Here is a 13,145-nt window from a genome sequence, read left to right on the forward strand (position 1 = left end):
GGATCAGAAGCAACGGTTTTCACAGTGAGATATCACGGCGTAGAAGAGACAAAGAGAATTGAAGAATTCGGTTTATATCCGTGAATCAAAATGTGATGCACAAGTAGACTGTTGGCATTCGCGAAACTCTACAGATATCGTTACAGTGATTAAATATAATTCTCCGGATAGTGTTGTTGTACAGATTTATCTGTAGTCCTAATAACACACAACTAAATTTCAATTGGAATGATTATCAGAAAAAAATAACTCGTTTCGGGAGTCGATGCAAAGCCGCTGACCATCAATAGGCTGATTGGATTAGCCAGAGTTTGTTTTATTGGCTGATGATAGGACTTGGTACTTGTTCACACTAAAAGACTATTTTTCGCTCCCCGTCACCTTGGTGCGCATAATGTATATTATGTTAAATAGGATTATTGGGGCATTATGTACCTATTTTGTAATGTACTAAAGTCCCCGATTGTTGCTTTCCATACCTGTTCCTAGTATCTCGGTAAAATTTCCATGACTTCGGGTCGCTCAAAGCACTTCGAAAGTATACGCCCTACTCTATGCTTAGCCTGTTGCGATGCTAACAGAAAAATGTGTAACTCATTAAAGTTCTCTTTAAGCACGAGCCAAACCTTATACAAATCCGATCACTGATACTAATAATACAACAAATAGGCTTAGATTACGTCGCTTGCTGTTTCATGAAGATGGCGCCATAGGAGCCTACCCTCATTATCTACTTCAAATACAACTGTCGAAAATCGCAGCGTAGACGGCTGGCCAGTTACGTGCTGTCGTTCTTGATAAGTCACGACCGCCCCGTCTTTATAGTCTGCGACTAACTGCATATCTAGTATATCAATCTCAAGTCCTTGTCTCGCTCCACACTGAGCACGGAAGAAGGAGGATAGTCTAGCAATATCAAGAACTGCGCCCTGCGTTGTTATCATCGAAAAATTCCGACTAAAGCGGTCGAGTAGCATCTCACAAACCTGTGGCGAGCTTTGACGCCCGCTTAGCCAGTCTGCGATAAGCACGTGGGCCACCATCACTTCATCAAAATATCTATTCATCGTTTAGCCTTATTTAAGGTTGAAATAACGCGCTGATTCGCTATACGAAGACAGCTTATCAGTGGAATAAGACCGCTGCAGGCAGCGATAGTAAAACAAAGAATGTAAGCCTGTTGAGCGACTAATCCTGAGTGTAATGCGAGAGTGAGCAGGCCGCTCAGCAGACCGATTCCTAGAGCAAAGCTTAACTGACGGTTCATATTCCATATTGCACTGGCGTCGGCCAAATCATGCTCCTGTATATTGATAAAAGCGGCACTTTGCGCGGTACTACTACACAAACTCCCCCCAAATCCCATTAGTAGATAGGAAGCGACGAGGATAAGACTATTCTCTTTACTGGTAATGCCGATTAATAAGCCGATCCCCGCAGCTTGCACCACACACCCTATAAGGAACAACGGACGAGGGCCCACAGAGTTAAAGATCTTGCCCGTTAGCGTAATCGCTAAAAATGAAGCAAGCGTCCAGGGGATCATTAAGCTGCCGGCCTGTATTGGAGATATCGCCAATTGATTCTGCAAAAAGAGGGCCGCAATAAGATTCACGCCAGTAAACATACCGGGGATAAACAGGTAAATAAGCATAGCGCTGTGCAATAACGGTTCTTTGAGCAACCGTAGATTCAACAATGGGTTTTGTTTCCTCAAGGCGTTCTGGATATACCCTATTAGGAAAAAAAGCCCAACAAGAAAAATCACTCCTCCAATGTCACCCTGCGCCCCGTCTCCTAATAGAGTCAGGCTAACGAGGATCAGCGTAAGTGCTATACAGAGACTCACGAGTCCTACGCCATCCAATCGCTGAGTAGACCCTAAGACTAAGCCAGGTTTTAGCCATAATCCTGCAAGTATCAACGTTAATAGCGCCAAGGGAATACTTAACCAGAATACCCAGCGCCAGCTTAATGACTCCACCACTATTCCCCCTATTACTGGAGATAATGCTGGCGCGAGGAGCGCAACGGCCATCACGAGTGACGAGAGCTTAGCGCGTTGATGGCTAGGATAGAGCGCATAAGTCATCGTTTGACCGATGGGGATAAGCAGGCCGCCTCCCACCCCTTGCAATAAACGGCAAACAATAAGATAAGGCAGTGTGGTTGCGGATCCTACGCCGACTGCCGCCACAATAAAGACTAGTAGCGACATCGTAAAGAGCCGTTTCGTACCAAGATGCATGACCAGCCAACGACTAAGCGGAATGACAAGCGTGAGTCCCAAAATATAGGCATTGCTGATCCACGCAAGTTGGTTTGCGGACGCTCCAAAAACGCTACCTATCTGCGGGTAGGCAACATTAGCAATAAACATATTGACCAGATCAATAAAAAAACCAAGTAGATAGACTAAGGCGACGCGCACTCTATAGCTCATGCTTACCCTCAATAATTAAGCAGTATGCATAAAGTATAGGGGCGTCATGGCTAACGATAAATTCGTCTTTACACGTTATACTGTCAAAATAATTTTGACAGTATAGGCGTTGAGGGGGATGAGATGCTAAATATGCAGCGGTTAGCCATTTTCGTTGCGGTCGTCGAGGCGAAAAGCTTTACCGCCGCCGCGTCGACACTAGGGCTTACTAAGGCGGTCGTAAGTTTTAATGTTAAACAGCTAGAACAAACGCTGAATGTCTCGCTATTGGCCAGGAGTACCCGGCAGCTATCTGTCACTGAGGCGGGCGAGCGTTTTTATCATCATTGCCAGCAACTGTTATATCATGCACAGTGTGTGCTCAACGACGTTCGCGCAGACCATTCGGGGCTAAGTGGATTGTTACGTATCACTACTACTGCAGAGTATGGTGAAAAAGTCGTCGTACCGGCCTTAGCAGCTTTCGCGCAATTACATCAACAGTTACGGATCCAGCATGTTACCTCGTCTAAGAACGATGATTTAATTGCGGGGCGTTTCGACGTCGCTATCCGTCATGGTCAATTAGTCGATTCGAACTATCATGCTAAACTTATTGAGCAATTCGATATCTTACCGATCGCCACGCCCGCATACTTAGCAACACTCAGTACTGGCCCCCTCACCTCCTTAGATCAGCTTGCCGAGGCGAATTGGATCGCACACAGTCGGCTCCCCACTCCCTTATCGTGGCAGGTGTTAACGCCCACTCAAGCGCAGGTCCTGTTTCAGGCTAAGCATCCCGCTAGGTTGGTAACGGATAGCGCCGCCTCATTGTTAGCGTTTGTGAAAAGCGGCGCTGGGGTTGCGTTATTACCGGCATGGCTCGTTGAACGGGATCTAGAGCAAGGACACTTAGTCCATCTACTCCCTGATTATCACTTCCCCCGCCAAGGGATTTACGCGCTCTACCCTAATACTCGTCATGTGCCGGAGAAAGTGCGTACATTTATCGACTTCTTTCAGGGATGGGTTAAGCGCCAAGTCCAATGAGGTATAATTTTATTGGCTGACCTCTATGCATAATGCTCGTAGCCAGCGATGGGCAGGATCGTGATGGCGACGAGCGTGCCATGCCATACTTTTGGTAAAGCCGGGTACAGTCAGTGGCATCGGGATAATGACTAAATCGTGAGTGACCGTGGCTAAACGTCTGGGAAGCACGGCAATCATAGCGGTGAGGCGCAATATTTCGGGAACAGCATGAAAGCTGTTAACCGAAACACCAACACGGCGGTTAAGATTCATCTCGGCAAGTTTTTCATCAGTCGGTCCACTGAACTTTCCTTCGGTGGAAACGAGAACATGTTCATAATCACAAAATTGTTCGATCGTCATCGATAAACTCTGCGCAGCAGGATGTGAGCGATGTACGACACAGACATACTCTTCTTGATAAAGGCTTCGACTGTGCAGTTCTATCGCGGTAGTTTCTGGGGTGAGCAAGGCAAGGTCGACCTCTCCGCGCGATAGCTGTTGTGCCACTCGGTCATCACTCACTGATTGCACAGCAATATTGATACCGGGTGCGCGTGATTTCAATAGCGCAATCAATGGGATGAGTACTGCACTGAGCGCATAGTCCGTGGCGGCAAACTTGAAGGTGAGCGTTGCACTATTTGGATCGAAATGCGGCGAATGTAATAATTGCGTAATATCCCGTAGGATCTGCGTGACCGGACCTGTTAACTCCTCAGCCCGTACTGTCGGCATCATACCGTCTGGCGTTCGTACAAACAGCGGGTCATTAAAGTACTCGCGCAGTTTTACCAACATGCCACTGACTGCCGGCTGGGTAATAGCAAGTCGATGAGCTGCGCGAGTAACACTACGTTCATCAAGTAAGGCCCCGAAAGCTTTAAGCAGATTTAGATCAAGGTTACGGAGTTCATTTTTCATCTCTGATATTAACCCTTAGATATCCTCATCAACTAAGGCTAAAGGCAGGGAACGCATTTGTCGAGTGATGATAATTATTTCAGCGCTTGGATGAGGACTTATTTTTTGCTGCAGTAACCAACCCCACCAGCCAATCTTGGTGACCGTTAATCATCGGGTTTGGCGTGGTTGTCGCTAATGCTTTGGCTGGTCCTCCATTTTGAGTTTCTTGAGTAAGGATCCGCACACGTCCTTGGCTCAGGTCCTCTACTAGCCAAGCATGTAATACGTCTAGACGATCCGCCCGCCCTTCTTGTCCAACCCAACCATGCCAGGATATACGCCCAGGGACTCCGGTACTCGGTAGAACATATTCAGTGACTCGAGATTCAACATGAAAGCCAAAGGTATCAAAATAAAAACGACAGTCTGCGAATAAAGTCTTACTGTCCGGGTTATGGAAACCTGGGTTAGCGGCATTATCATAGTAGTTTGGCCACAATGAAGGGGTGATCAATAGCGGCCAAATATCAGCAGCACTCAGCCCTTCAACAATAACTTCATTTGAACAGAAATTGTCACTAAGACCGGGTAAAAATTTTTCGGGCCAATGAATCGCATTTTGCATTGTGGTGCTCTCTTAGGAGTGATATCGGATGACAAAAGGATGTCAAAACGCGAGAAAAAAGAACAATCAGCATTACTAATAACGACTATTAGCGCTACTGATTATGGGGAGTTGACGAGTGATCGATACGAAGGCATCTAAGAGGGTCGCTTAAGTATTTCCCTCCTTATGCTGACCTCTTTGTCTGTGACGGTAGCTGCCACGTTATCCCAGCTATTACGAACGCAAGTAGTAATAGCTGGCGCTTGTAAATCAAACAGCGTCCAAGCTAAATTACAACCCCTAGCCTAATCTTGATATTCGTAGCCGAGCGTCCATTATGTGGGCCGTTAAGGCGCGTAGACACGGGACGAAGTTTGCGGAAAAATGATCGCTCTCTTGAGCGAGCGCCAAAAATTCCTCCGCTAAGGCTAGCGCTTTATGCCAGGTCGACTCATCAATAGCCGCAATGAGGTTGACTGGGCGTAAAATATCAACGCGTTCGCCCCCCGATTTTGGCGCGAAGCCCATCGGTAACATATCGTAGGCAGGAGCGAGTCTGTAAGGCCGCCCATGGTCGCTAATAAAAGATAAGTTTCCATGATGCATATCGGTATTCCCAATCAATGCACCAAACGCCCAAAGTGTGGCCGCCTTGTCTACTGCCTCTGCCTCGACATAGCCTAACTTGGCGAGGGCTTTCACTAACGTCGGCCAAGGCTCTCTCGCTTTACCGATAAATTCCGCATCAAGCGCGCGCAGTGAAAAGATCCCGATACGGCCTAGCTCCCCAACACGATCGAATCGCGGGATTTCCAAGTAGCGTTGGGATCCTAGCTCAATCATTTCTGTCTCAACGCCCAGAACGCGTAGCGCGAGTTGCTCAGCATGCAGTAGATCACGCCAACGCTCACTCACGGGATTATTCTCCGCCGCGGTAAACTTAACCAGGACATGCCCCTGTTCGCTGAAGGTACAAAACTTAGGCTGTTCTCCCCCCGCCGACGAGCCTGGTAACTCTCCGCGGCTAATTGACTGCGCGAGCTGCGGATAGTGCTGCGATCGCTCGATCGATATCGGCGTAGGCATCGACAGAAATTGGTTTTTTGCCTTCTCACCAATCAGAATATTTCCGACGCTATCGTAACCATAGACGAGCAGAGCACGAATCACCTCATCGTCTTGCCAATGCTCAGGATTGGGGGATAACCCTAATTCGGTCGAATAGGTTGAGGCAAAAGCACGGCCTAAGTATCCTTGAGGACGCATATCAAATAACCACCAAGGAAGTCCGTCGCTATGGATAGTAACGCCATCGGTCTGGTGCATCACAAACCCTTGCGGGTAAACCGGTATTAACTCCCCTAACAATTTGATTTTACCTGCTGAAGAAATTCGATAAATCGGAACAGCATTGAAGCCGCGTGCAGGATGTTTTAGCGCATAGTGAATAGAAGGCCCGGCCCCAATCCTTATGATTTCTTCCTCAAGGCCTTTCAGAGTCCTAGATAAAGTAGGCTGACTAATACCAATTTTATCAATGAGTTGCTTAGCAGTCATCGGCAATACTTGCAGAATACGGCGTAAAGACTCGACACGATTTTGCATAGTAATTCTCCACGATGAATAGCTTTATGAATAGGTTAATGAATAACAATAGTAGCAAAGTACGTGGTGAATATCATCGATATTATGAGCGTTGAGGAATAAACATGATTAGTAAATCTCGCAGTAATACGTTCTTAGGCTGCTCTGATAGTGAGTGATTGCATCGGTAGGCGGATTTTCGATAATTAGGCCTAATAAAAGCTGAATTGCATGATACGGTCTATTTAAGGCGATCAAACAGAGTGCATAGAAAGGGATGATTTCGCGGCGTGGAGGGTAAAGTTCCATTAGTCTATGGAATAGTGCTTCCGCCTCAACTAGGCGGCCTAAGCAACGAGTCGTGCAGGCAAGACCAAATTCTGCCTCGAAACGGTCTTCATCGTCTAATCTCTGTGCTAACGCCAGTCGGTAGTAGGCGAGCGCCCGATCCTCATTACCTTCTTTATCGTAAGACCACGCAATATGCAGGTACGATTGCCCGGCTGTTACAGGTGAGGTTAGCAGGCCGAAAAGATATCTATGGCTTTGTTCAACATTGCCACGTTGGCGCAGATGTATTGCATAATGAATTAAATGATTATTATACATAGTGGGCTCCTAACGATTAACGCTCTTCTCCCTCTGGTTTAACACAGCTCATGATGCTAACAAAGTATAAAAGCGCAGTCTGAAGATGCTCTCGCCCTCACCCTGCGTTTCCTAGGCTATAGTTGGAGTCATTATTAGCTATTTTACCGTTAAGGATGGGGCAGATGACTAAATCAAAACTAACCATTGAGGTCATTGAGGCTTCGCAAAATAACCTTAAGAATATTTCAGTATCATTACCGGTGGATGAGATAACCGTCTTTACGGGTGTCTCGGGATCGGGAAAATCATCGCTAGTCTTTGGTGTACTCGCCGCTGAATCGCAACGACAATTAAACTTCACGTTTCCTTCCTATCTGCGTAATCGCTTACCACAGTCCGGTACACCGCATGTACGGCATATTTCAGGGCTTTCTACCGCAATTATTGTCGACCAAAAGCCGATCGGCACGAATAGCCGCTCGACTGTAGGAACGGCCACCGATGCCTCACCGCTGTTACGACTTATTTTTTCGCGGGTGGGTAAGCCGTGGGCGGGTTATTCCCCTGCCTTCTCCTTTAACGATGCCAGCGGAATGTGTCCTGCCTGCCAAGGAAGTGGTGAGGTCTATGATATCGATGAAAGTGAGTTGATCGATATGAGTAAATCCATCAACGAAGGTGCGTTTAACTTCAAAGCCTATCAACCGGGTAGTTGGTACTGGAAGTGGTATAAGCGTACAGGGCTTTTCGATGCCGATAAGAAGCTACAAGATTATACGCAGCAGGAACTTGAGCTATTACTTCATGCCGAACCTGCGCCGTTAAAAAATCCCCCTGCGGGATGGTACGCCACCGCAAAGTATGAAGGGATTGTTCACCGCTTTCGTCATATGTTTATTGATAATATTTCGCAAGGAATGCAAAAGCGCTTTCACGACGAGTTACAGCGTATTATTCATAAGATGACCTGTCCGCTTTGCGCGGGTGCCCGTCTGAACCAGGCGGCGTTAGCGTGTAAAATCGATGGGCAGAATATCGCACAGTTATCCGACCTCCCCGTAAGGCGGCTCGCGGATATTGTCAGTGAGTGGCAATCGCCAGACATCCTGCCGGCTGTCGAAAACTTACTGTTATTATTACGTACGATGATCGACTTGGGTCTGGGGTATATGCAGCTCTCACGCACTACGCCTACGTTGTCTGGCGGCGAAGCGCAGCGTATCAAAATGGTGAGACATCTCGGCAGCTCGTTAACGCGTTTTACCTATATCTTCGATGAACCCTCTACCGGCCTGCATCCTCTTGAGGTGCAACACTTTGGCAAAATCTTGCGTAAGCTTTGTGATAAAGGCAATACGGTGCTCATCGTTGAGCATGATCCGGACTTAATTACGTTGGCGGATCATATCGTGGATATGGGGCCTGGTTCAGGAAGCGAGGGAGGAAACGTGTTATTCAGCGGTCCCTATCCACAGTTTCTCCGTTCGTGTACGCCCACCGCCGCGTCAATGACCGCCCCCCGCCACTTTCGTACTGCCCGTCAGCCTCAGCAGATCGCCTTGGCTATCAAGGATCTTAACGTCAATAATCTAAAAAATATTAACGTCGAGATATATCAAGGGATCCTGACGGTATTAACCGGTGTCGCGGGGTCGGGGAAAAGTACGTTAGTCAAAGCCCTCATTCATCGCTATCCCGATATCCGTTACCTCGACCAGAGTCCATTGCATGGCAGTATTCGCTCTACGGTCGCAACCTACCTCGATATTATGGATAGAATACGAACACATTTTGCTAAGGCAAACGGTGTGGCACGCGCATGGTTCAGTGCCGCCTCCAAAGGAGGCTGTGAGGTATGTAAAGGGAAAGGGATCCGTACGTCTGAATTAGCCTTTCTCGGGAATGCAGAGAGTGAATGCGAAGCTTGTAACGGTTCAGGCTATAACCCTACGGCCTTAAGCTATCTCTATCGAGGCAGCTCAATCGACCAAGTTATGGCATTAACGGTCAGTCAAGCATTGACCTTCTTTGCAGACGATACTTCTATTACTCAACCCCTACTACGTATGGAACAAGTCGGGACAGGCTATTTGACCATTGGCCGTGCAACGTCCACGCTTTCAGGCGGTGAAAGACAACGCGTCAAATTATCGACGGTGATGGCTCAACAGGAGGCAATTTTAATCCTCGACGAACCCACGACAGGATTGCATGGTCAGGATGTTAGTCATTTCCTTGCGTTAATCCAGCAGCTAGTCGATAGCGGTACGACGGTGATTATGGTGGAACATAATCTAGACGTCATGCTCAGTGCCGATTGGTTGATTGATCTCGGGCCGGGTGCCGGGGATGAAGGCGGAGAAATCGTCTATCGCGGACAAGCGGATGCTATCGTCGATTGCACGCGTTCCTTAACTGGGAAAGCATTACGCCGCTATCTTCACGAGTCTCATTAAGATTCGCCCCCTTGAGAGGGGGCGAAGTCTTACTGGCTTAACGAGGTATGTTTAGGAAGCGCTAAGGTAACGAGTAATGCGGTAACCAGCATGGCGCCAGCACATAGCGTAATCGGCGCAAGAATACCTTGTTTATCTAATAACACCCCACCTAACGCCGCCCCAAGCGTATTGGCGAGCTGAATAACCGCAACTTGTACCGCACCAGCACTTTCGGCTTGGTGGGCAAGGTTGCGCGTGATCCACGTGGACCACGCAACGGGGATAAAGCCGAAGGTCAGTCCCCAGATAATAATAATTACTGAGGCGACCCACGGGATTTGGCCGAGGAAGATAAAGAGAACCGCGCAAATAAATAACGTAGAAGGAGCAATAATCAGCGTCGTGAAAAGCCCCCTCTTCAGTGCGAGGGCCGAAAGAGAGGTCCCGATAAAGTTGGCGACACCAAAACCGAGGAAGATCAGTGTTAGCTGATTAATATCCATAGCGGAGACGGTCGACAGTAAGGGGCGAATATAGGTAAAGAACGAGAACTGTCCACAAAAGGTCAGCATAATCGCCAACATGGCGACCGTTACGCCCGGTTGTTTGAAGATACTGAGCATTCTCTGCCGATGTGTGGTGTCACTGCGCATCGAAGGCAATACGGCAATCAACCAGATCGTGCAGGCAACACCCAGTAATGCGGCGCCAATAAAGACGTTACGCCAACCGATCAAGTTTCCGAGAAAACTTCCGATGGGTGCCGCGATAACCATCGCGATGGAAACCCCGCCAAAGACTACAGAAAGAGCTTTGGCGATGGCATGGGGCGGGACTAATTTCATCGTTACTGACGCTGCCAGTGCCCAAAACCCGCCTAGCGCAATACCCAATATAATCCTTCCCCCTAATAGCAGGATAAAATTAGTGGAGAACGCCACCGTTAAACTGGAAAGCGTTAATAACAAGGCGAAGGCAATCACAACGTAACGGCGATCAATATTTTTTATCGACGCGGTAATGATAATGCTCGCAAACATTGCGACGAGCGCGGTAACGGTCACCGTTTGCCCGGCGGTTCCCTCGCTAATATGTAAGTCGGCAGCCATCGGAGTCAGCAAGCTTACCGGTAAGAACTCAGCGGTGATCAGGCAGGCGACACAGAAAGCAATAGCAAATACGGCGGGCCAATTAGGCCGTGACGAAGAAGAATGCATAACGGGATCCATAGATGTCGTTCTTATAGTTCCCCATAAGATAGTGGAAATTCGCAGATATGCCTCACGGATAATGCGGTGGGTTTATTATCTCGCTAAGTTATCATCATACGATGTTCTCAAAATAGTCTTCGACAACCGGTTATGCTTGGGGGGATTACCACCTTGTTGAGTTGCCCATCTCAGTAGTCACTTCGCCTCACTAACGCCATGCCGCCATGCGATCTCGGCAATTTTGCGACCAAGGGAGTAGCTCTATCTGATTAATTTCAGGCAGCGTTAATCCTGCCTCTCGGATCTCATCCAGATGATAGCTTTAACGGCAAGGAAAGATGATCATTGACGACAACATTGGGTATGTCTTGACGCATGGCTAGACTCCTACTTTAAAGTTTTAAGTCGCCTAGCGAAAAATTAGTGCCGAACTGAGGCGCAGAATTATAACCTCCCTCTCACCGAGAGTCGGTGAGAGGGAGCTGATTAACTAACCTTAATGACCATCTTACCGAAATTATCACCGCGCAACAGTTGGTTTAACGCCTGGGGAGCGTGTTCCAGTCCGTCAATGACCTGCTCACGATAGTGGATCGTACCCTGTTCAACCCATGGGGTCATGGTGTCGAGGAACTCAGTATAATGCTCTGCATAGTCAGCAAAAATAATGAATCCCTGCATGAGAATGCGTTTTTTAATCAATTGCGTCACGATAAAAGGCGTCTTATCGGGGCCTGAAGGTAGCGAGTCTTGATTGTAATAAGCCACTGCGCCACAGACCGGGACTCGTGCACGTGCATTGAGTAAGGGAAATACCGCCTCGAACACTTTACCGCCGACGTTTTCGAAATAGATATCGACCCCGTTGGGACATGCTTGTGCTAGCTGCTCGGTAAAGTCAGCGGCACGATGGTCGAGACAGGCATCAAAGCCAAGGTGTTCGACAGCATACGCACACTTATCTTCTCCTCCTGCTACGCCGATGACCCGACATCCTTTGAGTTTCGCTAACTGTCCAACGGTCGCCCCCACCGGCCCCGTTGCCGCACCGACGACTAAGGTCTCACCAGACTTGGGTTTACCGATATCGGTCAACCCCATGTAGGCGGTGAACCCGGGCATCCCTAAAATCCCCAATGCATAAGAGGGATGGGGTAAAGAAGAGGAGAGTTTTACCACGTCTTTGGCATCGGCAACGGAAGCATTTTGCCATCCGCCTTGCGAGAGCACCCAGTCTCCGGGTGCAAAACCTTGCGCATGAGACACTTCGACCTGGGATACTGTCCCCCCCACCATAACGTCACCAATTTGTACGGGTGGTGCGTAGGACTCCCCCTCATCCATACGTCCTCGCATATACGGGTCAAGTGACAGATAGCGGGTGCGTAATAGTAATTGGCCGTGCTGTGGTGTGGGGAGCTCCCCAGTTACCCAGGAAAAACATTCTGCACTCGGTTCGCCTTGTGGGCGCTTAGCTAACTGCCAACCTTGATAATGCTGCTGTGAAGTGGTCATTGGGATCCCTTAGGAATTAATCATCGTGCACTCAAGCCTAGCGAAGATTGATGCGATACGCTAACCCTGAGCTTAACCTTTGATGCGCATCAGCGACAAACGCCATCAAGTATGATTTTCTTCAAGTTTTCTAAGGTTTGCTGGAAAAACCTCGGGTCTTCTAAGGTACTGCCGCTGACAGCGGCGATCTGTACGCCAAAGTCAGCATAGTGCTGAGTAGTTGCCCACAGGGTAAAGACTAAATGCATCGGCTCGACCGGGGCCAGTTGCCCGGCCGCGATCCAGCCTCGGATAATCGCTGATTTCTCTTCAACGAGTTGCTTGAGCGAGGTCGTGAGGGTCTGATTAAGAAGTGGCGCGCCTTGTAGCATCTCTAAGCAGAACAGTTTGGATGCATGAGGGTGGTCGCGTGAGACGGTAAGCTTTAAGTAGATATAGTGCTCGATGGCTTGTCTTGCATGCTGGTCGGCATTAAACGCCTTCAGAGGAGCCAACCAAATATCTAATAAATCCTCAAGAACGGCGATATACAGCAGTTCCTTCGAGGGAAAATAGTACAGGAGATTCGTCTTTGAAATGTCGGCACTTTCGGCAACGCGATCCAAAGAAGTGCCATGTAAGCCGAATTGAGAAAACAGCGTCAGTGCTGCGTCCATAATGGCACGGCGTTTCTTCAGCGCAGCCCGCGCCCGTCGGGTATCAGGGTTTTTACTGTCTCGCACACTCTTCTCCTCCGTCACTTAGCAAACATTATGGCAAACAATGGCTTAAACCACTAGTGCACAGTAAAAGTACTTGATTGCGCAGAAATTGGGCAATAATTATCTACCAATAGG

At 48.3% G+C, this 13,145-nt stretch carries 11 protein-coding genes; 2 read left to right on the top strand and 9 right to left on the bottom strand.

Annotated elements, in window-relative coordinates; genetic code table 11:
- Positions 1–671: 671 nt before the first annotated feature.
- Together HGT70_RS06025 and HGT70_RS06030 are read right to left on the bottom strand one after the other, a co-directional pair.
- Positions 672–1,067 carry a DUF4440 domain-containing protein gene (locus HGT70_RS06025; protein WP_214195271.1) on the bottom strand — a complete coding sequence of 132 codons (396 nt, stop codon included), beginning with the start codon at positions 1,065–1,067 and terminating at the stop codon, positions 672–674.
- Positions 1,064–2,443 (bottom strand): MFS transporter, encoded by a 1,380-nt coding sequence (locus HGT70_RS06030; RefSeq protein WP_214195272.1) that lies wholly within the window; start codon positions 2,441–2,443, stop codon positions 1,064–1,066. The genes HGT70_RS06025 and HGT70_RS06030 overlap by 4 nt, the downstream gene beginning before the upstream one ends.
- A 123-nt stretch (positions 2,444–2,566) precedes the next feature.
- Here HGT70_RS06030 and HGT70_RS06035 point away from each other — a divergent pair, with 123 nt between their 5' ends.
- On the top strand, positions 2,567–3,475 hold the full coding sequence (locus HGT70_RS06035; RefSeq protein WP_214195273.1) for a LysR family transcriptional regulator: 909 nt from the start codon (positions 2,567–2,569) through the stop codon (positions 3,473–3,475).
- A 9-nt stretch (positions 3,476–3,484) separates the two neighbouring features.
- Here the strand turns inward: HGT70_RS06035 and HGT70_RS06040 are convergent, their stop codons facing one another.
- The 4 genes from HGT70_RS06040 to HGT70_RS06055 form a co-directional block, all read right to left on the bottom strand.
- Complete coding sequence (locus HGT70_RS06040) at positions 3,485–4,381, bottom strand: LysR family transcriptional regulator (RefSeq protein ID WP_214195274.1); 897 nt, start codon at positions 4,379–4,381, stop codon at positions 3,485–3,487.
- A 79-nt stretch (positions 4,382–4,460) separates the two neighbouring features.
- Entirely contained in the window at positions 4,461–4,988 is a 528-nt protein-coding gene (locus HGT70_RS06045; protein WP_071430122.1) for an SRPBCC family protein, read from the bottom strand.
- 282 nt (positions 4,989–5,270) lie between these two features.
- Positions 5,271–6,575, bottom strand: coding sequence for a type II toxin-antitoxin system HipA family toxin YjjJ (yjjJ, locus tag HGT70_RS06050; RefSeq protein ID WP_214195275.1), 1,305 nt, complete (start codon positions 6,573–6,575; stop codon positions 5,271–5,273).
- A 108-nt stretch (positions 6,576–6,683) separates the two neighbouring features.
- Entirely contained in the window at positions 6,684–7,163 is a 480-nt protein-coding gene (locus HGT70_RS06055; protein ID WP_214195276.1) for a tetratricopeptide repeat protein, read from the bottom strand.
- 164 nt (positions 7,164–7,327) lie between these two features.
- On the opposite strand from HGT70_RS06055, the gene HGT70_RS06060 reads away from it, so the two are divergent.
- Positions 7,328–9,601 carry an ATP-binding cassette domain-containing protein gene (locus HGT70_RS06060; RefSeq protein ID WP_214195277.1) on the top strand — a complete coding sequence of 758 codons (2,274 nt, stop codon included), beginning with the start codon at positions 7,328–7,330 and terminating at the stop codon, positions 9,599–9,601.
- A gap of 29 nt (positions 9,602–9,630) precedes the next feature.
- Here the strand turns inward: HGT70_RS06060 and HGT70_RS06065 are convergent, their stop codons facing one another.
- The 3 genes from HGT70_RS06065 to rutR all read right to left on the bottom strand — a co-directional run bounded on the left by HGT70_RS06065 (position 9,631) and on the right by rutR (position 13,031).
- Positions 9,631–10,800, bottom strand: a complete 1,170-nt coding sequence (locus HGT70_RS06065; RefSeq protein WP_241576063.1) for an MFS transporter — start codon at positions 10,798–10,800, stop codon at positions 9,631–9,633.
- A 480-nt stretch (positions 10,801–11,280) separates the two neighbouring features.
- A complete protein-coding gene (locus HGT70_RS06070) occupies positions 11,281–12,309 on the bottom strand; it encodes an NADP-dependent oxidoreductase (RefSeq protein ID WP_214195279.1) in 1,029 nt (342 codons plus the stop codon).
- 89 nt (positions 12,310–12,398) lie between these two features.
- Positions 12,399–13,031: an HTH-type transcriptional regulator RutR gene (rutR, locus tag HGT70_RS06075; RefSeq protein ID WP_214195280.1), complete on the bottom strand. Its 633-nt coding sequence runs from the start codon at positions 13,029–13,031 to the stop codon at positions 12,399–12,401.
- Between the last annotated feature and the right edge of the window lie 114 nt (positions 13,032–13,145).

The organism is Rosenbergiella collisarenosi (genome assembly GCF_018494085.1).
In the GTDB taxonomy this organism is placed as follows: Bacteria; Pseudomonadota; Gammaproteobacteria; order Enterobacterales; family Enterobacteriaceae; genus Rosenbergiella; species Rosenbergiella collisarenosi.

What these genes read in the sequence shown, in the direction of transcription:
- HGT70_RS06065 (WP_241576063.1), bottom strand. Translation starts at nt 10,800, where the DNA reads ATGCATTCTTCTTCGTCACGGCCTAATTGGCCCGCCGTATTTGCTATT.
- HGT70_RS06035 (WP_214195273.1), top strand. Translation starts at nt 2,567, where the DNA reads ATGCTAAATATGCAGCGGTTAGCCATTTTCGTTGCGGTCGTCGAGGCG.
- HGT70_RS06045 (WP_071430122.1), bottom strand. Translation starts at nt 4,988, where the DNA reads ATGCAAAATGCGATTCATTGGCCCGAAAAATTTTTACCCGGTCTTAGT.
- yjjJ (WP_214195275.1), bottom strand. Translation starts at nt 6,575, where the DNA reads ATGCAAAATCGTGTCGAGTCTTTACGCCGTATTCTGCAAGTATTGCCG.
- HGT70_RS06040 (WP_214195274.1), bottom strand. Translation starts at nt 4,381, where the DNA reads ATGAAAAATGAACTCCGTAACCTTGATCTAAATCTGCTTAAAGCTTTC.
- HGT70_RS06025 (WP_214195271.1), bottom strand. Translation starts at nt 1,067, where the DNA reads ATGAATAGATATTTTGATGAAGTGATGGTGGCCCACGTGCTTATCGCA.
- HGT70_RS06030 (WP_214195272.1), bottom strand. Translation starts at nt 2,443, where the DNA reads ATGAGCTATAGAGTGCGCGTCGCCTTAGTCTATCTACTTGGTTTTTTT.
- HGT70_RS06060 (WP_214195277.1), top strand. Translation starts at nt 7,328, where the DNA reads ATGACTAAATCAAAACTAACCATTGAGGTCATTGAGGCTTCGCAAAAT.
- HGT70_RS06070 (WP_214195279.1), bottom strand. Translation starts at nt 12,309, where the DNA reads ATGACCACTTCACAGCAGCATTATCAAGGTTGGCAGTTAGCTAAGCGC.
- HGT70_RS06055 (WP_214195276.1), bottom strand. Translation starts at nt 7,163, where the DNA reads ATGTATAATAATCATTTAATTCATTATGCAATACATCTGCGCCAACGT.